Source organism: Kitasatospora sp. NPDC114501 (assembly GCF_055633695.1).
Window position 1 is genome coordinate 93,596 of sequence record NZ_JBVKDS010000020.1, and the last position, 23,050, is coordinate 116,645.

General features: G+C 76.0%; 16 protein-coding genes and 1 pseudogene. 2 read left to right on the forward strand and 15 right to left on the reverse strand.

What is annotated here, in order from left to right; genetic code table 11:
• Positions 1-10: 10 nt before the first annotated feature.
• The 12 genes and pseudogenes from ACZ7RU_RS32095 to ACZ7RU_RS32150 form a co-directional block, all read right to left on the reverse strand.
• Positions 11-1,918 (reverse strand): TOMM precursor leader peptide-binding protein, encoded by a 1,908-nt coding sequence (locus ACZ7RU_RS32095; protein WP_470344488.1) that lies wholly within the window; start codon positions 1,916-1,918, stop codon positions 11-13.
• Positions 1,915-3,687, reverse strand: coding sequence for a hypothetical protein (locus ACZ7RU_RS32100; protein WP_470344489.1), 1,773 nt, complete (start codon positions 3,685-3,687; stop codon positions 1,915-1,917). Before ACZ7RU_RS32100 ends, ACZ7RU_RS32095 begins: the two co-directional genes overlap by 4 nt.
• Positions 3,684-4,871, reverse strand: coding sequence for a hypothetical protein (locus tag ACZ7RU_RS32105; protein ID WP_470344490.1), 1,188 nt, complete (start codon positions 4,869-4,871; stop codon positions 3,684-3,686). Before ACZ7RU_RS32105 ends, ACZ7RU_RS32100 begins: the two co-directional genes overlap by 4 nt.
• On the reverse strand, positions 4,864-7,515 hold the full coding sequence (locus tag ACZ7RU_RS32110; RefSeq protein WP_470344491.1) for a lantibiotic dehydratase: 2,652 nt from the start codon (positions 7,513-7,515) through the stop codon (positions 4,864-4,866). Before ACZ7RU_RS32110 ends, ACZ7RU_RS32105 begins: the two co-directional genes overlap by 8 nt.
• A gap of 143 nt (positions 7,516-7,658) precedes the next feature.
• Complete coding sequence (locus ACZ7RU_RS32115) at positions 7,659-7,841, reverse strand: thiazolylpeptide-type bacteriocin (protein ID WP_470344492.1); 183 nt, start codon at positions 7,839-7,841, stop codon at positions 7,659-7,661.
• Positions 7,842-8,471: 630 nt separating this feature from the next.
• Positions 8,472-9,950, reverse strand: a complete 1,479-nt coding sequence (locus ACZ7RU_RS32120; RefSeq protein ID WP_470344493.1) for a purine-cytosine permease family protein — start codon at positions 9,948-9,950, stop codon at positions 8,472-8,474.
• Positions 9,951-10,134: 184 nt separating this feature from the next.
• Positions 10,135-11,004 (reverse strand): SAM-dependent methyltransferase, encoded by an 870-nt coding sequence (locus ACZ7RU_RS32125; RefSeq protein ID WP_470344494.1) that lies wholly within the window; start codon positions 11,002-11,004, stop codon positions 10,135-10,137.
• Positions 11,005-11,082: 78 nt separating this feature from the next.
• Positions 11,083-11,610, reverse strand: coding sequence for a S26 family signal peptidase (locus ACZ7RU_RS32130; protein WP_470344550.1), 528 nt, complete (start codon positions 11,608-11,610; stop codon positions 11,083-11,085).
• Between the two features lie 58 nt (positions 11,611-11,668).
• Positions 11,669-13,630 (reverse strand): annotated as a pseudogene (locus ACZ7RU_RS32135) (ABC transporter ATP-binding protein); the annotation flags it as partial.
• Positions 13,627-14,205 carry a TlpA family protein disulfide reductase gene (locus ACZ7RU_RS32140; RefSeq protein ID WP_470344495.1) on the reverse strand — a complete coding sequence of 193 codons (579 nt, stop codon included), beginning with the start codon at positions 14,203-14,205 and terminating at the stop codon, positions 13,627-13,629. The pseudogene ACZ7RU_RS32135 and the gene ACZ7RU_RS32140, both read right to left, overlap by 4 nt.
• 1 nt (position 14,206) lies before the next feature.
• Positions 14,207-14,758, reverse strand: coding sequence for a MauE/DoxX family redox-associated membrane protein (locus tag ACZ7RU_RS32145; RefSeq protein ID WP_470344496.1), 552 nt, complete (start codon positions 14,756-14,758; stop codon positions 14,207-14,209).
• Between the two features lie 146 nt (positions 14,759-14,904).
• Positions 14,905-15,105, reverse strand: a complete 201-nt coding sequence (locus tag ACZ7RU_RS32150) for a hypothetical protein (protein ID WP_470344497.1) — start codon at positions 15,103-15,105, stop codon at positions 14,905-14,907.
• A gap of 321 nt (positions 15,106-15,426) precedes the next feature.
• Between ACZ7RU_RS32150 and ACZ7RU_RS32155 the strand changes: the two genes are divergently transcribed.
• The gene (locus ACZ7RU_RS32155; RefSeq protein WP_470344498.1) at positions 15,427-18,288 is read left to right on the forward strand and encodes an AfsR/SARP family transcriptional regulator; all 2,862 of its coding nucleotides are present in this window, start codon (positions 15,427-15,429) and stop codon (positions 18,286-18,288) included.
• Positions 18,289-18,705: 417 nt separating this feature from the next.
• On the opposite strand, the gene ACZ7RU_RS32160 is transcribed toward ACZ7RU_RS32155, so the two are convergent.
• Entirely contained in the window at positions 18,706-19,437 is a 732-nt protein-coding gene (locus ACZ7RU_RS32160) for a DUF7873 family protein (RefSeq protein WP_470344499.1), read from the reverse strand.
• 70 nt (positions 19,438-19,507) lie between these two features.
• Between ACZ7RU_RS32160 and ACZ7RU_RS32165 the strand changes: the two genes are divergently transcribed.
• On the forward strand, positions 19,508-20,437 hold the full coding sequence (locus ACZ7RU_RS32165; protein ID WP_470344500.1) for a hypothetical protein: 930 nt from the start codon (positions 19,508-19,510) through the stop codon (positions 20,435-20,437).
• Here ACZ7RU_RS32165 and ACZ7RU_RS32170 read toward each other — a convergent pair.
• On the reverse strand, positions 20,410-21,771 hold the full coding sequence (locus ACZ7RU_RS32170) for a PucR family transcriptional regulator (protein ID WP_470344501.1): 1,362 nt from the start codon (positions 21,769-21,771) through the stop codon (positions 20,410-20,412). The two genes, ACZ7RU_RS32165 and ACZ7RU_RS32170, sit on opposite strands and share 28 nt — an antisense overlap.
• Positions 21,772-21,910: 139 nt before the next feature.
• Positions 21,911-22,891 carry a helix-turn-helix transcriptional regulator gene (locus ACZ7RU_RS32175; protein WP_470344502.1) on the reverse strand — a complete coding sequence of 327 codons (981 nt, stop codon included), beginning with the start codon at positions 22,889-22,891 and terminating at the stop codon, positions 21,911-21,913.
• Between the last annotated feature and the right edge of the window lie 159 nt (positions 22,892-23,050).

Here is a 23,050-nt window from a genome sequence, read left to right on the forward strand (position 1 = left end):
GGGCGGGACATCAGGGGAACGGGTGCGGGTGGAGCGGCAGTTCGTCGTGGCGCAGCGGGCGCGGGGTGCGGCCGAGCCGGTACGGGACCTCCAGCAGCCGCGGCAGGCCGTGGGTGCGCCGGTTGGCCTCGCCGAAGGTCATCGGCAGCGCGCCGGGGACGATCACCTTGGCGCAGTACAGCCCGAGCCGGTCGCGCACGCCCGGCTCGTCCTGGCGGACCACCACGACCTCCAGGCCCTGACCGGCGAGCCGCTCGACCGTCCGCTCCAGCAGCAGCGTCAGGTCGCCCACCGGCTCGGGGGCGTCGGGCCAGCGTTCCCGCCAGGGCACCGGGGGCGGGCCCGCGAACAGGAAGTCCAGGCGGGGCTGCGCCTCGGGCAGGGTGTTGAGGCCGACGTGGTCGTCCAGCACGGCCACCAGCTCGGGCCGCTCCAGCATGGTGCGCAGGCGCTGCGGGTCGCGCGGCCCGCCCGGGGCGGCGGAGCGGTGCGGCGCGTCCTGGACGTTGGTGACCACCTCGGCGACGGCGGAGCGGATCGCCGCCCGCGGGTCGTGGTGGGCTCCGGCGGCCAGGAAGGTGCGCGGGGCGTCGGGGTGGGTGCCCCGGTAGCGGCACAGGGCGAGCACCGACGGGATGCCCAGGTCGTCGGTGGCGTCGAGCAGGGTGAGCCGGTAGCCGAGCAGGTCGGCGCGGTCGGCGAGTTCGGCAACCTCCGGGTCGTCGACGGGCACGGCGACGGAGGGCAGCGGGGTCCGCGCGTACCAGGCCAGCAGGAAGGCGTCGCGCTCGGCGACCTCGAACAGGCCGTACAGCGCGGCCTCCTCGGGGCTGTTGCCCAGGCCGCAGCCGTTGGAGGACTCGTACGCCACCCGGGGGCGGCCCGGGCCCGGCGGGTCCCAGTATGCGAGGTGCTCGGGGACGGCGACCGGGCGGTCGTGGGTGAGCGACCAGCCGTGCACCCAGTCGAGCACCAGCTCCGGGGTGAAGGGGACGGTGGTGCGGGCGGGGTGGACGCCGGGGTCGGGCAGACCGAGCCGGACGGGGTCGAGGACGGCCTCGGGCCCGCGCTCGGCGACCAGTTCGGCGTAGGAGGCGCGCAGGGTGGTGCGGCGGCCGAGCGGCCGCATGCCCGCGAGCCGCTCCACGCCCTCGAACAGGGCCACCCGCTCGCTGGAGCGGAAGTCCACCGACCGCCCGTAGCCGCCGTCGTCCCCCGCCCGGCCGTCGGTGACCAGGGCGGTGGTGAGGGCGAAGGCCGAGTCCTCGGTGCGGTAGAGGCGGCGGACCGGGCCGAAGCGCTCGTCGTGGAGTTCGGCGCGCAGCCGCTCGACGGTCGTCCGGTCGTTGGCGCCGCGCAGTACGGCGGGGTCGGGCAGCGGGTGGGGCGTGCGGGGCAGGCGGGCGTCCTCGGGGGCGTCCTCGGGGAGGGGGTGGCAGACGGGGCAGCCGCCGACCGGGCGGACCCGGTGGGTGGACCAGGTGGCGCGGTCGCCGTGGACCACGTGGACGGTGGCGTGGGTCGGGGCGCCCGGGGGCTCGCCGGGGGGCGCGGGGTCGGCGGCTCCTTCGGTTTCGGCGAGGTCGGCGGCCAGGGCGGCCACCGCCTCGGAGAAGGCCGGGGTGCCGGTGCCGGCGAGGGCGAGGGCCGGGCTCTGCCAGGGCACCCGGCCGCCGGCGGTGGCGAGCCGCTGGAACTCGGCGCAGTGCAGGCAGGCGGGCGAACCGGGGTGCAGGACGGGGCCGACCACGGTCAGCGCACCGTCCTCGCGCACCGGCACCAGGCGGACGGGGTGCGCCAGGGCGTGCCGGCTGAGCTGCTCGGCCAGGCCGAGGGTCCAGGCGGTGAGGTGGACGACGGCGGTGCCGCTCGTGGTCGCCAGGGCCTGTTCGGGGGTGAGGACGGGGAGGTCGGTCACCGGGCGCCTCCGGCGGGCACGAGGGCGGGGGCGGGCACGCGGACGGGCCCGAGGACCGGCACGAGGACGGTGAAGCCGCAGCCCTCCAGGGCGTCGGCCAGGGGGCGGGCGGCGGCCGTGCCGGGCCGCCAGGCGGCGGTGCGCAGCCCGGTCAGGTCGTGCAGCGCGGCCTGGAGGTCCGACTCGCGGTCGGCGAGTCCGGCGAGCCAGCGGCTCGTCCAGCCCTCGTCGACCCAGTCGACGAGCTGCTGTCCGGCGGCGGCCAGCGGGGCGGCGGCGCCGCTGAACGAGGTGTGGTGGGCGGCGGACAGTCCGAGGTCACGGGCCGTCAGCCGGGTGAGGGCGGTCAGGGCGGCGACGGCGACCGCGTCGGCGGCGGTGGCCTCGACGGCCCGGCTCCCCTCCACGGTGGCCAGGAAGGCGGAGCCGGCGAGCCAGCGGACCGTGAGGGCGGCGTCCCGGCCGAGGTGTCGGGCCAGCGCCGCCGTCCAGTGCCCGGCCTGCGGGTGCTCCCGCCACAGGGCGTCGGGTGGCGTCCCGTCGTCGCCGGGGACGGTGAGGGCGGCGCGCCGCAGTGCCCGGCCGAGGGCGTGCCCGGGGCCGGCGCCGACCGTGACGCCGACCGTGACGCCGACCGAGACCCCGGCCGTGACGCCGTCCGCGGCATCGTCTGCGGCATCGACTGTGGCGGCCACGCGCCGTTCGGCGGTTCCCGGATCGGCGGCCGCCACCTGGAGTTCGGCGGCCCGGACGGCACCCGCCAGCCGCGCCAGGTCGGTCCGGGCGGCCCCGGCCGCCAGGATCCCGTCCGGCGTACGGCAGACGACCAGGGCGGCGGGCAGCTGCGGCAGGTCGCCGGGGGAGGGCGCGTCGAGCACACCGAGCCGGGGGTCGCCGAGCGCGGCGATGCGGCGCAGGGCCGCGTCGAGGTCCTCGGGCGGCTCGGCCGCGCGCCCGGGCCCCGCCGCCCAGGGGCGGTGCTCGGCGTGGAGCGGACGGGCGTCGGCGACGAGGACGGCGGGGCGGTCGGCGAGCAGCCGGGGGTCGTCCCGAGGGTCGGCCGGGTCCGGCAGCCCGGCCACGGCGCACAGCAGCCGCTGGGCCGTCGCGGCGGCGAGCAGCAGCGGCAGCGCCCTGGGGACGGAACCGCCGTCGCCGCCACCGGAGTCGGGACGCAGGCGCTCCGCGAGCGCGGCGAGATCGGCGCGGGCGCGCTCGGGGTCGGCGGGCGCGGTGACGAATCCGCCGTCCGGGTCGCACCGCACACCGACGGCCACCGGCGGTTCGCCCGCGACGGCCAGCACCTGACCGGCGGGCAGCGAGGGCTCGGCGACGACCGTCGGCCGGGCCCCGCCCCGGGCGAGGGCGCGTGCCACCGCCCGGGCCGTCGCGTCGTCCGGGTCCGCCGAGGCGACCACCGGGTGCGCGGCGGCGAGGGCCGCCGCCGCGTCCCCGGGGCGGTCGGCCACCGAGCCGGGCCAGGGCGGCAGGTCGGCGCCGTCGGGGTGGTCGACCAGCAGGTCGTGTTCGCGCAGGCGGGCGGTGACGGTGGCCAGCGCCGCCTCCACCTTGGGGTGTCCGGCCTCCGCGATGGCCGCCGGATCGCCGTCGAGCCGCGCGGACAGGACCTCCCACAGCGCCGGCAGCGAGCGGCTGCCCTCCAGGGTGACGCTGGTGCTCCGGCCGCGCAGGTGCAGTCCCTCCCGCAGCGGGGTGACCGCCACCCCGGGGCGCAGGTGCGGGCGTCCGGTGACCGGTTCGGCCGTCACGCCGCCCCCTCGACCGTGGCGGTCACCTCGGCGATGTGGTCCTGCCACCGGTGCCCGGTGAGCCCGGGCACGCTGCGCACGACGAGGTGGGCGGCCAGGTAGCGTTCCACCGGCCGGACGTCGCAGATCGCGAAGAGCCGGTACAGGGCGTTGGTGGCGGTCCGGTAGACGAGGTAGTCGGCGCGGTCGAACATCGTGCCGTCGGGATCGCTGCGCGACAGCATCCGGTGGAACTCGCTGTAGCGGGTGCGCAGTTCGGCGTTCCAGCGCTCGGCGGTGGCCCGGTCGCCGAGGGCCTCCGCGCGCTTGCGGTACTCCTCGCCGCGGCTGGAGAGGTCGACCCCGGCCGCCAGCAGCCGCTCGGCCCGGTGCCAGGCGGTGGCCGACCAGCGCGCCCAGTCCTGCTCCCAGCCCCGGGTGTCCCCGGCCGCGACGCGGCGGACCAGCTCCGTGACGGCGGGGCCGCCCTGCTCCCAGCGCTGCTCGAAGGCCGCGCGCAGGCGACCGTCCGGATCCTCGTGGACGAGGAAGTCCTCCAGGTGGGAGAGGAAGGAGTAGTGCCCGCCGACCAGCCCGTCCGGATGGGTGCTCGCGTGCGCCGCCAGCGCCGTGACCGCCAGCTGCACCCGGGCCTGCGCGGTGTCGCCGTGCTCCCCGAGGAACGCGCAGGCCGACGCGGTCGCGGGCAGCCCGAGGCGCATCAGCTCGTCGCGCAGCGCGGCCGGTTCGGCCCCGATCAGGGCGTGCAGGTCCGCCGTGGCGGCCGGGTCGACGGGCACGGTCCGGACGGTGTTGTCCGGCACCAGCGGGCCGTAAGGCGGCGCGATCAGCTCGGCCCGTCCGGCGACGGCGGCCTCGGCGAGCAGCTGCTCCGGCGTGCGGTCGGCGACGGACGGGTGGGCGGCCGCCCACGCCCGCAGCACCTCGGCGGACTCCCGCGCCACGGCGGCCACCCGCTCGGCCGGGCCCTCCAGCCGCAGCCGCAGGTGCGGCCCGAACCGCCAGTGCCGCTCGACGTGGGCGCGCAGCCCCTGCTCCGTCGCCCGCAGCGCCAGCGGCAGGACGGCCTCGCGCAGGGCGCGTGCCTTGACGGGCTGGTAGTAGGTCAGGATCACGTCGACGGCGGTCCCGGGCGCGGGCCGGTCGGCCGGATCGGTCGTCGGATCGCTCATCGGCTCACTCATCGGGCGACTCCTCGGCGCCGTGGCGGCGGTGCGGCCGCGGGTGCGGGGTGGGCGGGGGCACGGGCGTGGTGGCGGCGCCGGGCCGGGCCGGACGGTAGGTCTCCGCGACGAGTTCGACCGTCCGGGTCGGTTCCGGCTGCCCGCCGATGAAGGGCAGGGCCTCCTCCAGCAGGGCGCCGTGCGGGTGGCGGGCGAGCCACCGGTCCAGGTGCCGCAGGTGGAGCGGGTTGCCGAGGTCGACGGGCTGGGGCTTGGGCGCCCGGAGCCGGTCGAGGAAGACGTCGACGGCCGCCGCGTCCTCGGCGGGCCGCGTCACGGGGTGGAGGAAGAGCTGCTCGGGCAGGCCGAGGCGGGCACGCCAGCGGGCGACGGCGGCGAGCGGGACGCCGTCCGGGCCGGGGTCGGCTGCGAGGTCGGCCCGCAGGGCGTCGAGGACCCCGGCCGGGAGGTGCCAGCGGCGGCGGGCCAGGACCACGTGCCGGTGCCGCAGCCGCGGGGTGCGGGTGACGGTGCCGCCGGGAGCGGGCAGGGCGGTGCGCGGCAGCAGCGGCTGGAGGACGACCACGCCGTTCGGGTGGTCGGCGAGCAGCGGGGCCAGCCGCTGCGGCAGCATGATCGGGGAGAGGAAGCCCAGGTAGAGGATGTCGAGGTACTCGCCGGTGGAGCGCAGCCGGAACCGGAGCTGGTCGCTGTCGACGTCATGGACCAGGTCGAGGTCGGCCTCGGCGAGGGCGGACCACCGGCGGTCGGGCCCGATCTCCTCGGCGAGCAGCAGCGGGTGCAGGTTGGCGTTGAAGCCGCCCACCGGGCGGAGCTGGACGGCCCGCGCGTTCCCGCCGAGCCCGTCGCGGATCTGCCGGGCGACCTCGGTGGCGGCCTGCGGCGCGGTGGCGTCGAGGAACCGGCTGGTGAAGCGCCCCCAGCCGCAGTAGACGTGGTTGACGCACAACAGGCCCTCGGACGGCTCCCGTTGGACGAACCAGGAGTAGCTGAGCGGCCGGGCCGCCGTCCAGGCGGGCAGCCGGCCGGCCAGGGCGCGGACCCGGTCGGCCGGCAGCACGACCTCCCCGTCCACCTCGGGCAGGTCGGCGAACTCCCGTCGCAGGGCGGCGATCTCGTCGGGAGCGGGAACGTCGGCCCAGGCGTCGCCGACGTCGGCGCCGAACTCCCACGGCGTGGAGCAGACGCCGCCGGCGCCGTACCGGGCGACGAAGCGGTCCCGGGCGGCCAGCCGGGTCAGGTGACCGTGGTCGAACAGCTCGGCCAGCGCCGTGAGTTCACCGAGCGCGGCACGGTCCGCGGCGTCCAGCCGGGCGTGCGGCGGCGCGGGGGCGTGGACGTCCTCGCTGAGCACGCTGACCGGGAAGGCCTCCTCGGGCAGGGGGCGGCCGGCCTCGGCGAGCACCCGGCGCCAGTCGGCCGCCAGGGCGGCGAGCAGGCCCGGCCGGCGCTCGGCGGGCGCGGACGGGTACGCCGCCGTGTCGTCGGCGAGCTTCCGTACGCTCCGGGCCAACCCGGCGTCCTCGGGCCAGGTGCGCAGCCAGGCGGCGAGCTGTTCGAGCGGCTCGGGGCTCTGCGGGTCGACCGGCTCGGTGGGCACCAGCAGCCCGGCGTCGAGGAGCCGGTCGACGAAGCGCCCGACCGCCGGGTCCGCGCCGGGGCGCCCGAGGGCCTCGGCGAGCCGGGCGACGAGCCGGTCCGGCGGGTCGGGGGTCTCGGCGAGGGAGGCGAGCAGTGCCAGCTCCGGTCGGGCGCCGAGTTCGACCTCCTCCTCGCGGCTGGCCAGGTAGCGGCCGCCGACGAACACCGTCCGGGTGCGCTGGTAGTGGGCCCGTCCGGCGTCGACGCGGGCGGCGCTGGTCATCCGGTGCGGCAGGCTCCGGCTGCGCCGCGGTTCGTCGAGCAGCGCCTGGACCAGCGCGCCGACCAGGGTCCGGTTCACCCGGACGACCGCGCGCGGTGCGGTCGGCGACTGGCTCGGGCCCGTCTTCGGGCAGGGGTCGTCCGAGGCCCAGCCGACCGCCGTGAACCAGGACAGCGGGCTGGTCTTGCCGGTCGCGCGCAGCGCGTGGCGCAGGACCTTGGCCTCCTCCTTGCGGGCCCGGCCGCCCCGCCCGGGGCTCGGGTCCGAGGCGTTGACCACCGCGCGCAGCAGGTCGGCGCTGCCCAGCGCGACGGCGCGCCGGAACGCGGGCTCCCGGCACACCCCGGCCAGCGCGGCCCGTTCCGCCGCCAGGGCCGGCGGTACGGTCCGCGCGAGCTCGTCCAGCAGCCGGGCGCGCTGCTCCCGCAGCTCCAGCCACCGGGCGAGCCGGGGGAGCCGGGCGGGCAGGTCCCCGAGCCGGTCGAGCTGCGCGGCGCGCGCCGCGCGGCCGTTGTGGACGTCCCGGCGCAGCGGCAGGACGACCCGCCGGTGGAACTCCTCGTCGTGTCCGGCCCGGCTGGCGTACAGGTCGTCGGCGAGCACGGGGCGGAGGGCGGCGTCGGCGGCCTCCGCGGCGGTGAGCCGCGCCAACAGGTCCCGTACCAGAGCGGAGGGCGCGGACTGCGCGGCCTGGGCGAGCACGGCGGCGCGCACCAGGGTGTACGGCGCGGTGGAGGTGGCGACCGGCGACACGGGCGCCGACGGGGCACGGGTGGGCACGGGGGCGACCTCCGATGCTGGCGGATGGGGAAGCGGGAACCCGGCGCGTTCGCACCGGAACGCGCCGGGTTCCGTGGTGTTCCGGTCCTGAGCAGCACTGCTCGGTCCTGCTCGGGACGGCTCGGTGCCGCGGCCCTCAGACCTCAGAGCTGCGTCGTGGGCGGGTGCACGATGCTGGAGTTGGAGGACGACTGGCAGGAGCTGGAGGCGGGGTTGCTGGAGGCCCCGCCCTCCGGCAACGCGATGCCGTCCCGCAGCGCGGTGACGGTCAGCTCGCCCAGGTCGAGGTCGTCGAGCGCGAGGACGTCCTGCAGGTGGTCGGCCATGAAGGCTCCCGAAGGGTGTCGAAGGGATGGACCCGGCGGATCGTCAGGACGTCTCCGTGCCGGGCCCGCTGGGCTCGGCGCACGAGGGCGGACCCGGGCAGGAACACGATCCGGATCGGACCGATCACCGGCCGGGCGCCACCGCGTCGCCGAGTGTAGGTCGGGTCGGTTCCACCGAGCGGGCGCTGCGGTGATATTGGCTGGTAATCCGCTCCAGCCCTGCGAGGCCGTCCGCACCCCGCCGGGCTCCGCGGTGTCCGGTTCGCCCCCATGCGTACGCCTACGAAGCCTCGACGGATCCGGCTCACCCCCGCGAGCGGTGCGGTGCGACGGGGGAGCGGGTTCGTCGGCGGACTTGGGAAGAGGCAGCTCCGGCCCCGTACGGCCGTCGACGGATCCTTCACCCGGGCTTCACTCCGCCTCCCCGACCCTTCGACCCGCACCCCGTGCCGCGGCGGTGGGCACACCGGAGCGGAGCCGTGCGGATTCGGCCAGCCGCCGGACCGCCCGGTGGACGGAACCGGTGCCGGAGACAACGGAAGCCGGCCGCGAAACCGGACCGCCCGGTCGCCGACTCGGCAGAGTCGGCGACCGGGCGGTCCGGTTTCGCGCGGGAGGCGCGTCGTGCGGTCAGACGGTGACCCGTTCGGTGTGCTCCGCCTGGACGTCGGCGGGCCGCTCGGCGGTCGCGGGGGTGTTCTCCCGGGGGGTGGGGAGCACGGCCATGATCACGCCGGAGATCACGATGGTCGCCGCCCAGGCGAGCCCGTACCGGCCGACGGGAGTGTCGGAGAGCGGGCCGGCGAACCAGTCGCACTTGGTGAAGGCGAGCCCCATCAGCAGCGCGAGCACCCAGGACACCATCGCCTGCCAGCAGAAGCCGCCCACGTACCAGTAGCGGCTGTTCCTGCCGGTGTCCATCAGCGCGGCGGCGTCGTAGCGCACCGCGCGCGACCGGCGCCGGAACATGTCCACCGCGTAGACGCCGATCCAGGCCGAGAAGGAGACGGCGAGCAGGACCAGGAAGGTGATGAAGGAGCCCAGGAAGCTCTTGGCGACCAGCATCAGCAGCAGGCCGCCGACCAGCGAGATCACGGCGTTGATGCTGACGGCCATGGCGCGGGGCAGCTTCACGCCCATGGTCTGCGCGGTGAAGCCGGCCGAGTACATGGAGAGGCTGTTGATCAGCAGCATGCCCACGATCGCGGTCAGCAGGTAGGGCACGGCCAGCCAGGTCGGCAGCAGGTCGCCGAGGAAGGAGACCGGGTCCGCGGCCTGCGCCAGGCCGGGGGAGGCCACCGCCATCACGGCGCCCATCAGCACCATCGGCACCATGACCAGGCCGGCACCGGAGACCGTCACGCCGACGATCTTCCGGCCGGAGGCGGAGTGCGGCAGGTAGCGGGCGAAGTCCGGGCCGGTGGGGACCCAGCTGATGCCGCCGGCGGCGATGGTCCCGATGCCGGCGATCATCATCGCGGTGGTGCCCGCGGGCTTGGCGAAGACCTCGCTCCAGTCCATGGTCGCGACCAGGTAGCCCAGCACCAGGACGCTGAAGACGCCGAAGAGGTACGTCGACCAGGTGTTGCAGACGTTCAGCGCCTTCCGGCCCATCCCGGAGACCAGGAAGGTGCAGGCGACGAAGGCGAAGAGCGTGATCACGATCAGCGCGGTGTTGCTCTTCACGCCGAAGAGCAGGTCGAGGACGGTCAGCACGGCGTAGGCGCCGGTGACGGCGTTGATCGTCTCCCAGCCGAACCGGGCGATCCAGAGGATCGCGCCGGGGAAGAGGTTGCCGCGCACGCCGAAGGTGGCCCGGGAGAGCGTGGCACCCGGGGCTCCGCCCCACTTTCCGGAGACCGACAGCACGCCGACCATGCCGAAGGAGGCGAGTGCGGCGCACGCGGCGACGATCAGGACCTGCCAGAAGTTCAACTGGTTGAACACCACCAGGGCCGCACCCATGGTGAGGAGCAGGACGCTGATGTTGGCCGCGACCCAGGTCGGGAAGAGCTCGCGGACTCTGCCCCGGCGCTCGTCGTCCGGGACGGGTTCGATACCGCGGGTCTCTATCGCGCCGCCGGTTTCGGCGGTGGACGGGTTGTCCATGGGGGTGGCTCCGTGCGTGTGAAGCGGTAGATGAATCGGACAAATGGAGTATTCATGGAACTCTTCGCGCGTAGCACGAGAGTTACGTCATCCTACTTTGTCCAGTTCGGCTTCAAGACCCGCCCGGCGCCGGGCCGGTGCGCCGGGCGGGGTGGTGCCCTCGGCGGGTCTCAGGCCTCAGGTCTCAGGGCTTGACGGCGACGGCCGCGTAGAAGGAGACCTGGGCGTCGGTGACGGTGGCCGGGACGGTGTCGTCGGCGGGGGTGTCGGTGTCGTCGTCGTGCCAGCGGTGGGCGGGGACGATGCCGGGGCCGAGGAGGTCGAGGCCGTCGAAGAGGGTGGCGAACTCGGCCTTCGGACGCAGCCGCAGGGAGGTGCCCGCCTGGTTGTAGATCTTCTCCACCTGGGAGGCGCCGGCCGGGTCGAGTTCGGCGGTGGCGTGGGAGAGGACGAGCGCGGAGCCCGCCGGCAGGGGTGCCACGAGGTGGTCGACGATGGCGCGGGCGTCGTCCAGCTCGGGAACGAAGTGGAGCAGGGCCACCATCGACACGACCAGGGGCCGGGTGAGGTCGAGGGTCTGCGCGACCTGGGGAGTGGCCAGGATGGCGGCCGGGTCGCGGACGTCGCCGTGGACGTAGGCGGTGCGGCCCTGGGGGGTGCTGGTCATCAGGGCGCGGGAGTGGGCCAGGACGACGGGGTCGTTGTCGGCGTAGACCACGCGGGCCCGCGGTTCGACGGCCTGGGCGACCTCGTGGAGGTTCGGCGAGGTGGGGATGCCGGTGCCGATGTCCAGCCACTGGCGCAGGCCGCGGCGGGCCAGGGCCCGGGTGGCGCGGCGCATGAAGGTGCGGTTGGCGTGGACCGCGGTGCGCATGGTGGGGAAGACGGTCAGGACGCGACCGGCGGCCTCACGGTCGACCGCGAAGTTGTCCTTGCCGCCGAGGAAGTAGTCGTACATCCGGGCGCTGTGCGGGATGTCCTGACGTATGTGCAGGGCGGCCGATCCGTCGGACCCGAACTCGGCGGCCCTCGCCACGGTCTCGTCGGTGCTCATTCCCTGCCCCTTCGTCGGTGATCATGCCAGGCCCGCCGCAGTCTAGCCAACTCGCCTGCGCCGCGCGGGAAGTCGGCCTCAGCCCCGCACCTGCTCGCGGGCGGGGCCCAGTCGGCGGACCACCACCGCGAGGATGTCGCCGCGGTCGACGTAGCCGAGGTGGCGGGAGTCGTGGCTGTGCGCGGCGTTGTCGCCGGTGACGACGAACCGGTGGGGCGGGACGGGCCGGCCGGCCTCGGCGGCGAGGGCGGGCCCCAGCCCCGGGGGCACCGGGTCGCCGGGGCCCGCCACGACGCGCTTGATGATCCGGCCGCGGGCGCGGGGCGGTTCGCCGTACGCCCCCGCGTCGTCCGTACCGGGCGGCCCCGGGGAGGGCGGTCGCAGGGCGGCGACGACGACGCTGCCCCGGCCGGGGCCGGCGCGCCCCGGGCGGCCGGTCCGGTCGAGCCGCCGGATCAGCAGCCGCTCGCCGTCGCGGTGGGCCGGTTCCATGCTGATGCCGGCCACGGTGACCACGGCGTAGCGGCGCCGCGCCAGCAGGGCGCCCAGCAGGACCGGGGCGACGGCGGCGGCGAGCGGGAGCAGCTGTCGGCGGGATGGCCGCATCGGGGGACCTCCTCAGGTCAGGGACGCGACGGGGGGTACGGGCGACGGCGTGACGGGTCGCGGGTTCGGGCTGTGGTGCGGCCGGGACCGCGGGCGGGATCTCAGCCGCCGGGGCCGCCGCGCGGTAGCCGCTGGCCTGCACGGCGAACAGCCGGGCGTAGGCCCCGTCGGCCCGCACCAGCTGCTCGTGGGAGCCCCGTTCGGTGATCCGGCCGTCCTCCAGCACCACCAGGAGGTCGGCGTCCCGCAGCGCCCCGAGCCGGTGCGAGATCAGCAGGCTGGTGCGGCCCGCCCGGTGCTCGCGCAGGCGCCGGTGGATCTCGTGCTCGGCCTGGGCGTCGAGGCCGGAGCTGGGCTCGTCGAGGACCAGGAGGTCGGCGCGGTCGCGCAGGAGCGAACGGGCCAGGGCCAGGCGCTGCCACTGCCCGCCGGACAGGACGACTCCGGTGGCCGGGTCGTCCCTGTCCTCCTCGGAGAAGAAGGTCCGGCTCAGCATCGTGCGGTAGCCGTGGGGCAGGCCGGCGATCACCTCGTGCATCCCGGACAGGCGCGCGGCGCGTTCGACGCCGTCCTGGTCGGCCAGCCGTTCCAGGTCGCCGAGCCCGATGTTCTCGCCGGCGGTGAGGTCGTACTCCATGTAGTCCTGGAAGGTGGCCCCGATGCGCCGGCGCAGCTCGGCCGGGTCGAAGTCCCGCAGGTCGGTGCCGTCCCACCGGACCTCGCCGCGCTCCGGGTCGTACAGCCGGCACAGCAGCTTGACCAGGGTGGTCTTGCCCGCGCCGTTGAGCCCGACCAGGCCGACGGCGCTGCCCGCGGGGATCGTGAGGTCCACCCCGCGCAGCACCCACGGGTGGTCGGGGCCGTAGCGGAACCAGACGTCGCGCAGCTCGATGCCGCCGCGCAGGGCGGGCACCGGTCGCGGGCGGGTGCTGACCGGCAGGTCGTCCCGGGTGCCCCGGACCGCGACGTAGTGGTCGAAGAGCAGCAGCGCCTGGTGCCCGTTCGCGATCTCGGCCGCCAGCGCGGCCAGTGCCGCCTGCACGGCGGGCAGCGCGACCACCAGCAGGGAGACGTCGCCGAGGCCGATGCGGCCCTGCCCCGCGGCCCGGACCGCCCACAGCAGGCCGAGCCCGGCGACCAGCGCGGCGAGCACCCCGAGGCCGGACTGGATCGCCAGCTCCTGCCGGTCCACCGCCCGTCTGGCCGCGTCGGCCCTGCGGCGCTCGTCGAGCATCCGGGCGCGCAGGAAGCCGCCGGCGCCCAGCAGCCGGACCTCCTTGGCCGCCCGGGTGCTGGTCAGCAGCTGGAGGTAGAACAGCTCCCGGCGTTCGGCGGGGCCGATGGTCCAGAACATCCTCGCCCGGCGGCGGCTCACCACCAGTTCCCCGAGGAGCGCCGGCACACCGGAGACGAGCACGGCGACGGCCAGCAGCGGGCTGAGCGCGACCAGCGAGCCGAGGAATCCGGCCATGGTGAGGGTGCCGCGCAGGACCCCGAGCACGTTGTTGACCGCCTGCGTGGGCACCAGGCCCCCGGCCTGCTGGGCCAGGCGCAGCCGGTCGAGGAAGCGCGGGTCCTCGAACCGGCTCAGGCCGGTCAGGGCGTCGACGGCCCGGTGCAGGCGGTCCTGGGCGAGCAGCCCGGCCGCGCGCTGGGTCTGCGCCTGGACGTACTGGAGGAGGTGGGAGACGGCGACGGCGGCGACCGCGGCCGCCGCGAGCGCTCCGGTCGGCGCGAGGAGCGCGTCGGGCCCGCCGCCGGCGGCCAGGCGGTCCAGCACCGCCCGCACGGCCCACGCCGAGGCGACGGGGAGCACCGCGCCGAGGACGGTGAGGAGGGTGAGCGCCGTGAGGTGCCGGGGCGCCGCCCGGAAGGCGAGCCCGGTGGCCGCGCGCAGGACGCCGGCCAGCCGCCGCGGTCCCGGGGACGGTGCCTTCGCCTCCCGCGCGGCCTTCGCCTCCCGCGCGGCCTTCGCCGCCTTCGCGGCCCTCGCCCCCCGCGCGGTCCCCGCCGCCTTCACCGGAGCGCCGGGGCGGGCGCCGGGGCAGGGGCGGGCAGGACGTGTTCGCCCACCGCCTCCACCACGAGTTCGCCGCCACCGACGGCGCGGACCCGGTACACGGCGGGGAAGGCACGGGCGGCGAACGCCTCGGTCACGGGCCCGGTGTCGGGCTCGTGCACGACCCTGGCCACCGGCCCCAGCTCCCCGAGCATCCGCTCGGTCTCCGCCTCCCCGCGCTGGCCGCCCGCGACGACGGCGACCGCGCCGCTGTCCGGAGCGGACGCGAACGCGGCGACCAGCTCCGGCAGTTGGGCGCGACACGGCGGGCAGCCGGGGGTCAGGAAGGCCACGACCGTCCCGGGGGCGAGGTCGCCGCTGCGCAGCGGGCGCCCGTCGGCGGTGCTGGTCTCGAAGGCGCCGACGGCCGCGCCCGGGGCGAGCAGCCCCTCGGCGGCGAACGCGTCGGCGGACGCGCCGGCGGCCGGGCGGGCGGACCGCTGCGCGCGCAGCCTCCTGATCAGCCCGACGGTCACCAGGAGGTCGAGCAGGCACAGCGCGCCGACGAGTACGACGGCGGCGACGAGGTAGGGCATGTCAGCTCTGTCCTTTCCGGACGGTGGCGGGGAAGACGTCGCGCAGCGGCTCGGCGACGTCGTCGAGCACGGTGGCGACGACCCCCAGGACGAGGCCGGTGCCGACGGCCACCGCGAGGCCGCCGGGTGCGTCCGGCAGGCCGTTCGGCGCCGTGGCGGCACCGGTCGCCGCCACGGCGACCAGCAGGCCGTTGCGGACGAGTTGGACGGCTCCGGTGCTGCTCGTGGACGCGCCGAAGCAGCGGCACGGCACCCGTACCCCGCGCCGCAGCGACGCCCCGATCGCGACGGTGAACGCCGTGAGCAGGCAGCCCGTCAGCGCGAACCCGGCGACCGAGGCCGGGCCCGGCAGCACCAGCAGGACGGCCCCCGCCGCCTCCGCCGCGGCCACCAGGCCGGCCACCGCCCGCGCCCTTTCCGGGGACAGCGCGGCGAACCCCCGTACGGAGCCCACGAACGCCCCGAAGGACTCCGCGCTGCGGAGTTTGCCCACCACCGCGACCGCGAAGACCACGGCGAGCAGTACGCGGCAGGACAGTGCGACCAGCGCCATGTCGGCGACACCTTTCCGTCGTGTACCTGGAGTACCGGGGAGCGTTCACGGCACGGGGTGCCGGCGGCCCGCTCCTCGCGGGACCGCCGGCACCCCGCCCCCCTCGCCGTCGCGGCGCGGCCCGAAGGCTCAGCGCCCTGGGCGGATCAGCAGCCGCAGTGGCCGAACTCCATGTAGTAGCTGCCGTCCGAGCAGTTCACCCGGTACTGGGTGTAGTTGCGCTGGCCGGCGCAGCTGCCGGTGATGCACTTCGAGCCGACCCTGCTACAGGTGACGGCGTGGGCCGTCGTCCCGGGCACCAGTCGCTCGACCAGGCGGTCGCCGATCGTCCGCAGGACCTTGGTCATCCGTGACTCCTTCCGCTGTTTCCCGGCATGGTGTGCCGGGTGGCACCGCCGGCTCGGGCGGTGCCGGGGCGCGCGGCCCGGTGCCGCCCGCTCCCTCCCGGCGGGGCGGCGAGCCCGCCGCCGCCCCGTGCGTCCGGCCCCGCCCGGCGGTCCGCGCCGGATCGATCCGGTCGCCGACCGCCGTGCCCGGGCCGGGCGTCGTGCTCCACACCGTGCTCGGGCGGTCTGCGGAAAACCTTCGGGAAGTCTGGAATCGGGCTGTACCCCGTGGTCGGCGGCGGGTAGACAGGGTCGTTCGGCCACGACGGGAGGGCGATCGGCATGGAGGTGCGCTTCGGGGTCCTGGGGGCCGTCGCGGTGTGGCGGGACGCGGCGCCGGTGGACATCGGGCACGCGCGGCAGCAGTGGGTGCTGGGAGCCCTGCTCGCCGATCCCGGGCAGGCGGTGCCGGCCGACGTCCTGGTGGACCGGGTCTGGGGCGGGAGCGCCCCGGGCGGCGGCCGGGACGTGCTGTACGGGTACGTGTCCAGGCTGCGGCGCGCGCTGTCCGGCGTCGGGGTGGACATCGTCCGGGAGCGGGGCGGCTACCGGCTGGGGGCACCCGCCGGGTCGGTGGACGTCCACCGGTTCCGCGAGCTGGCCGGCCGGGCCCGCGACGAGGCCCGCGAACACGAGGCGTCCCGGCTCTGGGAGGAGGCGCTGGGGCTGTGGCGGGGACCGGCGTTCGCCGGGGCGGACACCCCGTGGTTCAACGCGGAGCGCGACCTCCTCGACCGGGAGCGGCTGGCCGCCCGGCTGGACCTGGCCGACCTCCGGCTCCGCCTCGGGCAGCACGAGCGGCTGGTGGCCGACCTGGTCGCCCTGGCCCGGGTCCATCCGCTGAACGAACGGATCGCCGGGCAGCTCATGCTGGCGTTCCACCGGGGCGGCCGGTCCGCCGACGCCCTGGACTGGTACCAGGGGATCCGGCGGCACCTGGCGGAGGAACTCGGGAGCAGCCCCGGCCCGGCGTTGAGCCGCCTCCACGAGCGGATCCTCGCCGCCGACCCGGCACTCGACGCCGCACCGGGCCGCCCGGCCGGGCCGCCCGCTGCCGCGCCACCCCCGGCGGGGCCGGCCCGGCCGGTGCCGCGGCAGCTCCCGGCGGCGCCGGCGGCCTTCGTCGGCCGGAGCCGCGAACTCGCCTTCCTGGACGGGATGCTGAAGGACGGCGGGATGCCGCAGGGCGACCGGACGCCGAGGGATCCGGACGGCGACGGCCAGGTCCTGGTGATCTCGGCGATCGGCGGCGCTGGCGGCATCGGCAAGACCTGGCTGGCCCTGCGCTGGGCGCACGAGCACCTCGCCCGGTTCCCCGACGGACAGCTCTACGCCCAGCTCTCCGGATTCGGCCTCACCGGTCCCACGCCGCCCGCCGCGGTGCTGCGCGGCTTCCTGGAGGCCCTCGGCACGGAGCCCGCGGCCGTCCCCGCCGATCCGCAGGCCCAGGCCGGGCTGTTCCGCTCCCTGGTGGCCGACCGGCGGATGCTGGTCGTGCTGGACGACGCCCGCGACGCCGACCAGGTCCGCCCGCTGCTGCCCGGCAGCGCCTCCTGCACCGTCCTCGTCACCAGCCGCAGCGACCTCGGCGGCCTGACCGCGACGCACGGCTGCCGGTACGTGGCCCTCGACACGCTCCACGCCGAGGAGGCCCGCCGGATCCTGCTGGGCGCCCTCGGCCACGACCGGGTGGCGGCCGAGCCCGCCGCCGTCGCCGCCGTCCTGCGGCAGTGCGCCGGGCTGCCGCTGGCCCTGTCCGTCGTCGCGGCCCGCGCCGCCGCCCGGCCCGGCCTGCCCCTCGCGGCGCTCGCCGCGGAACTCGACGACGCCACCACCCGGCTCGACGCCCTGAGCGCCGGAGACCTGGCCACCGACCTGCGGGCGGTCTTCGACACCTCCTACCGCGCCCTGGACGCCCGGAGCGCGCGGGCCTTCGCCCTGCTGGGCCTGGCGCCGGGGCCCGACATCGGCCTGGACGCCGCGGCGGCCCTCACCGCCCTGCCCTCCCCCCGGGCCCGGGCCGTCCTGCGCACCCTGGAGACGGCCCACCTCCTCCAGCAGTACGCCCCCGGGCGCTACCGGATGCACGACCTGGTCCGCCTGTACGCCGCCGAGCGGGGCCACGAGCGGCCCGCCGCCGTCCGGGACGCCGCGCTGCGCCGCGCGGTCCGCCACTACGCCGACACCGCGCTCGCCTGCGACCGGCTGCTGGCCCCGCACCGGACGCCGATCGCCGAGGACGGCTCCGGCGCGGCGGGCGGCCTTCCCCAGGACGCCGCGGGCGCGATGTCGTGGTTCGAGACCGAGCACCCGTGCCTGCTCGCGGCGCACGCGCTCGCCCTGACGAGCGGCCGGAACCAGGAGGCGTGGCGGCTGGCCTGGGCGCTGGACACCTTCCACTGGCGCCGCGGCCGCCTGCCGGACCGCGTCCAGACCCTGGAGGCGACGCTGCCGGCCCTGGAGGCCCTGGGGGAGCCGGCCGGCCCGGCGCCGGCCCACCGGCTGCTCGCCCGTGCGCTCGTCGACCTCGGCCGGCACGACGGGGCGCTGGACCACCTGGGCCGGGCCCTCGCCCTGTACGAGCGGGCGGGCGACGCCGCGGGGCGGGCGCAGACCCACCTCAACCTGGCGCTGGCTTGGGAGCGCCGCGGCGACGACGCGCGGGCGCTGGCGCACAGCGTCCGGAACCTGAGGATCCGCAGGTTGCTCGACGACCCGCCGCGCGAGGCCGAGGCCCTCAACGCGGTGGGCTGGTACCACGCCCGCCTCGGCCACCACCGGCAGGCCCGGCACTACTGCGAACTGGCCCTGGCCCTGTGCCACCGACACGGCTTCGTGGAGACCGAGGCGTACACCCTGGACAGCCTCGGCTACACCGCCCACCACAGCGGCCGGTACGCCCTGGCCGTCGAGTACTACGGCCGGGCCCTGGTGCTGCGCCGCCGGCTCGGGGACCACTACGAGGAGGCCGACGCGCTCGCCTGCCTGGGCCACGCGCACCGCGCCCTGGGGAGCCCGGCCGAGGCCCGGCGGGCCTGGGAGGAGGCCCTCGCCCGCTACCTCGACCAGCACCGCACCGCCGAAGCCGGGCGGATCCGGGAGCAGTTGGCGGCCCTGGGCGAGCGACAGGACCCGGGAGCGTAGCCAGCTCCCGGGCCCCTGTGTGCCGCCCAATTGCGCACACCGGCACGTTTAAGGGTCGCGGATCAGATTGAAATCGACGCGTTCTGCCTTTGAACTACCGTGCCACGGAGCGGCACAGACAGGACTCGAACCTGCATTCGTCGATATTCGTCCGCGCCCGGTCGATCCGGTGTTCGGCGGCGAATGCTGAGACTGGAGCGAGAGTCTGAGATTCAGGGGGCTGCCTCTGCCTGGTTGGGCCACCCCGGCCGGTGGTGCCGGGGGGAGGATTCGAACCTCCACTGAAACCCCTGGTCAGCTTCAACATCAGTGTCAGCTTTTCGCACCGCGCAGCGCACGCACCCGCCCGGCTCCCCGGACAGGATCGGTGACGCGCCCGGTGCACCCGCCCGGCTCCCCGGGCGGGCGATCATGGGGCTACCGGAACAGGTAGCCGAAGACGGCGTCACCCACCCGCTGGTCGGTGACCTCGACGGCGTTGGCCTCCTCGCGGGCGAACTTGACCGCCTGCTGGAGCTTCTCCACCCGCTCGGCGAGCTCGTTCACCCGGCGGGCCGGCAGCGCGCCGGAGAACTTGACCGTGGTCCAGTAGCCGACCGCGACGTCCTCGTAGTAGACCTCGACCTGGGCCGGGTGCTTCTCGGTGGCCTCGGCCTTGACGTGGTTGCGCGGCACCTTCTTGGTCCGGATGGTGCGCACCGGCTCGGTCTTCCAGGAGTCGGTGGACGGGTCGAGGTTCCAGGACTCGGAGGCGTCCAGCACCGGGAGCTTCTTCACGAAGGTGAACAGGTCGGTGAGCTGCTTCTCCAGGAAGAGCAGGTACGGCACCGGCACCTGGGGGAGGAGCACCTGGCCGTCCACCACCACGTCGGCGCGGGCGTCGACGTTGGCCCAGTCCTTGGTGGCCGTCACGTCGAAGAGCCGGGTGAGGGTGTTCGCGGTCGACCGCAGGATGTCCTCGGCCTTGAGCTGCACCCTGGTCGACTCCGGCGGCAGCTGCTCGCCCTCCTCGTCCTTGGGCTGGTAGGTGCGGGAGATCCCGGCCAGCAGCGCGGGCTTCTGCAGGTCCTGGTGGGCCTGCGTCAGCTCCTGGAAGGACTTGGACTTGACGCCCTTTTCGACGGCGATGATCTGGTTCAGCTTTGCCACGTCCGGGACGCTACCAGTCTCGAACTGAACGATGACACCCAATTATTGATCGAGTGGCGAGGAGAGCGTCATGACCATCGCACTGCTCACCCCCGGCGACTTCCCCACCAGCCCGCTCGCCCTGCGCTTCGCCGACCCCGCCCGACAGACCACGGCCCGCAAGTTCGCCTCCGAGCAGGCGAGCGCGGCCAACGGGGCGGCCGGCCTGCTGGCCCGGATGTGGCAGGCAGCCCCGGACCCGTCGGCCCGGGTGGCCGCGCTGGCCGCCGTCCACGCGCACCTGGTCGACTGGCGCTACCGTCTCGCCGTCACGATGGGCCCGCCTCCGGGCGGCGGCGCCGCCTTCGACCCGGAGCGCTTCTGCACCCCGATCCGGGAGGGCGACACCAACTACGACCGCCTCGGGGACGTCGGCCGCCTGCGCGAGGGCGCCCGGTGGGACCAGGCCACGCGCACCTACACCGGCGGCCGGGCGACCCCGGCCTGGGACGTCATGCTCCGCTACGGCCGTCTCGCCGAACTGCGCTTCGCCGCCGAGGGCGTCAGGGGCGACACCCTCCAGAACCGGGTGCTGCTGCCGGACGGGCGGCGGATCGCCGGCAACCGCCTCCTGCGTGGCGATGCCGCCCGCCGTGCCGACGCCGAACTCGTCGCCCGGGCCGCGTCCCGGGGGCTGGACGTCTCCCGGCTGGAGACCGGCGGCAGGCCGGTCCACACCGCCACGCCCGCTCCCCGGGACAGCGCCGTCCTGCACTCCGCCGCCCTCGACCTCCTGGCCCGGCCCCGTCTCACCGCCGAGGACTACCTGGCGGCCCGCTACCTGCTCTTCCAGGCCCCGCAGACCAAGAAGGGGAGCGACGCCGTGACCAGGACGTTCATCGTGGCGGTCGGCGCAGTCGCCCTCCCCCGCGCCAGGCCCGTCCTGCCCGAGGACGTCGACCTGCGCTGCTACGTTCTCGGCCAGCCGCGCTGTCACCCGTGGCAGGGGACGCGATCGTGAAGCCGACGTCGAGCCGCTCCGAGCGGCGCTCGACCGTGGGCGACCTCCCCGGCGGCATGCTCCCCGGGCCGGTCGTCGTCGCCGGAGGCGCCGAGGGACACCAGGAGTTCCCGGATGCGTAGGCCCAGGTGGAGGGTGATGCGGTCCGCGCCGCTGTCCAGGTCGAGTCCGGTGACCTCCTGGATCTGCCGCAGCCGGTAGTAGAGCGAGGTGCGGTGGATCCGGAGCGCTTCGGCGGTCCTGGGGACCGATCCGGCGTGGTTGAGGAAGCACCGCAGGGTCGCCTCCAGGCGGTGCCCGCCGCTGGACTCCAGCAGGGCGCGCAGCGGTTTCGGGAGCAGCGACTCGTTCAGGGCACGGTCCGGCAGTTGCAGGAGCACGGCGAACTCGCCGAGTTCCTCCCAGGAGCCGATGCCGTCCAGGCCGGGCATCCGGCGTGCCGCGCGGACCGCGACGAGTGCCTGCTCGTGGGAGGTCCAGGCGTCGGCGAGGCCGCTCTGGTGGCCGCCGATGCCGATGACGGGCGCGGCCGAGGCGCCCAGGCGGGCGCCGAGGGCTTCCCTGAGGCGGGCGGACTGCTCCCGGAGTTCCTCCGGTGCCGGCGGCCGGTCGGCGACCTGGAGCAGGACTGCCCGGTGCGAGGTGACCGCGAAGGCCCCGTGCGCCGACCGGGTCCGGCGGAGTCCCTCCAGCACCCCGTGGAGTGCGGACGCCACCTGCCCGGGGGACACCCGGGAGCGCGCCACCTGCACGACGCTGACCACCGCGTGGGAGGCGTCCGGGAGCAGTGCGTCGTCCAGGAGCCGGGTGCGGGAGCCGGCACGCGCGGCGGGGTCCGAGTCCAGCAGCGACAGGAGGAGCCTCTGCTCCCCGGTCCTCCGGGCATCGGCCGCGACGTGGTCGGCGTACAGCTGGCCGACGACGGCGGGCGTCGCCCGGGCGACGGTCCCGATCTCTTCCGGGGCCAGCGTGGCGTCCGGTGCGATGACCGTCAGCAGGCCGAGGAGGTGGCCGCGCTCACGCAGCGGCACGCAGTAGCGGGGGAGCAGCCCGAGCTCCTCCCGGCCCGGGAGGAAACCCGGCTTGGACCACCGGATGACGTCCTGGTCGCGGACGTGCCGGGCGACCTCGCTGCTCACGCGTCCCTGGAGCAGGCTGTGGAGGCGGGCCGGGTCCGCGTCGTCGAAGTGCCGGCTCGAGTAGACGCGCCGGCCCGAGGGGTCGGTCAGGGTGACGGACCGACGGAGCGACTCCGCGAGTTGCTCGATCAGCTCGCGCAGCGCGGCGGTGCCGGCCGGGGTCCGCCGCCGCTGTTCGGTCGTGGCAGTCGTCATTCGTGGTCATCCCTCCGTGTCCTCGACACACGGTGACACCGCCGCGATGCCCCACGGTGCACGGCTCTTGTCCCTGTCTGCGGGGAGTGCCGGAACCTTGTGCCTCGGGGGCGAACCTGTCTCGGACGGACCCGGCGGGTCACCCGGGCCCGTCCGCGGCGACAGCGCCGCCGAGCCGCCGCCATTCGCTCGGGGAGACCCCGTAGGCCGCCTGGAAGCGGCGGCTGAAGTGGCTCGGGCTGCTGAACCCGCAGCGGGCGGAGACCGCGGCGACGGTCAGTCGGTCGTACCGCGCGGAGGCCAGCATGCGCCGTGCCTTCCCGAGCCGTTCGGCGATGAGCCACTGCTCCAGGCTGATCCCCGCCCCGCTGAGCAGGGCGTAGAGCCGGCGGACCGACACGGCGTGCTCCGCCGCGATCCGTTCCGGCGTCAGGTCGCGGTCCGCGAGGTGGGCCCGCGCGTAGGCCGTGATCCGGGTGAGCAGGGTCTCGTCCATCGTCGACCTGACCTCGGGGGCCTGTTCGGCGTGTGCGGCCGACAGCAGCAGCGCGCGGACGAGTTCCGTGGTGGCGGAGGCCAGGGCCTCCGCGCCGGGATCGGCCTCCAGTCGGCCGGGATCGCGCCAGACGCCCCGCAGGTGCTCCAGCACGAGGCCGTACAGCGGACTGGCGCGCAACCGCAGGGACGCCCTCACCACCGTGTCCACCGGCACGCCGAGGCGGTTCATGTCGAACATGACGGCCTGGGAGGCCCCGTCGCCGGACCAGCCGTACACGCGGGGCGACAGCTCGTGGAAGACGCAGATGTCGTCGGCGCCCAGGAGCGTCCGGCGGTCCGCGACCTCGGCCCGGTGGACGCCCCGGGGCTGGAGCGAGACCGAGACGACCGGGTCGCTCCGGTGGTGGTGGACGTGCTGGGCCGTCCGCCGCACCTCGAAGCCCGAGTTCCGGGTGGCGAAGAAGTCCAGTCCGCCGACGCGCCAGAGTTCCATCCGGGCGCGGATCCCGGTCTCCGGCTCCTCGTGGGCGACGTCGTTGGGGACCAGCGAATCCGTCAACGCGTGATGGAACGCCTCCACCCGCTCGCGAGGCGCCACGGTGTCGAGGTCGAGCAGCAGCACACACCCTCCCAGGGAAATGATCTTCAGCCATTCTGCCGCACCGGTGAGCACCGCCGGCCGCGGCCGAGGCGGCGTCCGGCAGAAGGCCCGGGGCGGCGCGTCAACGCCGCTACGGCGGGTTCTCGGCCGGGTGAACATCGCACGTGCGAGGTGCATCGC

What these genes read in the sequence shown, in the direction of transcription:
- ACZ7RU_RS32105 (WP_470344490.1), bottom strand. Translation starts at nt 4,871, where the DNA reads ATGAGTGAGCCGATGAGCGATCCGACGACCGATCCGGCCGACCGGCCC.
- ACZ7RU_RS32115 (WP_470344492.1), bottom strand. Translation starts at nt 7,841, where the DNA reads ATGGCCGACCACCTGCAGGACGTCCTCGCGCTCGACGACCTCGACCTG.
- ACZ7RU_RS32120 (WP_470344493.1), bottom strand. Translation starts at nt 9,950, where the DNA reads ATGGACAACCCGTCCACCGCCGAAACCGGCGGCGCGATAGAGACCCGC.
- ACZ7RU_RS32125 (WP_470344494.1), bottom strand. Translation starts at nt 11,004, where the DNA reads ATGAGCACCGACGAGACCGTGGCGAGGGCCGCCGAGTTCGGGTCCGAC.
- ACZ7RU_RS32130 (WP_470344550.1), bottom strand. Translation starts at nt 11,610, where the DNA reads ATGCGGCCATCCCGCCGACAGCTGCTCCCGCTCGCCGCCGCCGTCGCC.
- ACZ7RU_RS32140 (WP_470344495.1), bottom strand. Translation starts at nt 14,205, where the DNA reads ATGCCCTACCTCGTCGCCGCCGTCGTACTCGTCGGCGCGCTGTGCCTG.
- ACZ7RU_RS32145 (WP_470344496.1), bottom strand. Translation starts at nt 14,758, where the DNA reads ATGGCGCTGGTCGCACTGTCCTGCCGCGTACTGCTCGCCGTGGTCTTC.
- ACZ7RU_RS32150 (WP_470344497.1), bottom strand. Translation starts at nt 15,105, where the DNA reads ATGACCAAGGTCCTGCGGACGATCGGCGACCGCCTGGTCGAGCGACTG.
- ACZ7RU_RS32155 (WP_470344498.1), top strand. Translation starts at nt 15,427, where the DNA reads ATGGAGGTGCGCTTCGGGGTCCTGGGGGCCGTCGCGGTGTGGCGGGAC.
- ACZ7RU_RS32165 (WP_470344500.1), top strand. Translation starts at nt 19,508, where the DNA reads ATGACCATCGCACTGCTCACCCCCGGCGACTTCCCCACCAGCCCGCTC.
- ACZ7RU_RS32170 (WP_470344501.1), bottom strand. Translation starts at nt 21,771, where the DNA reads ATGACGACTGCCACGACCGAACAGCGGCGGCGGACCCCGGCCGGCACC.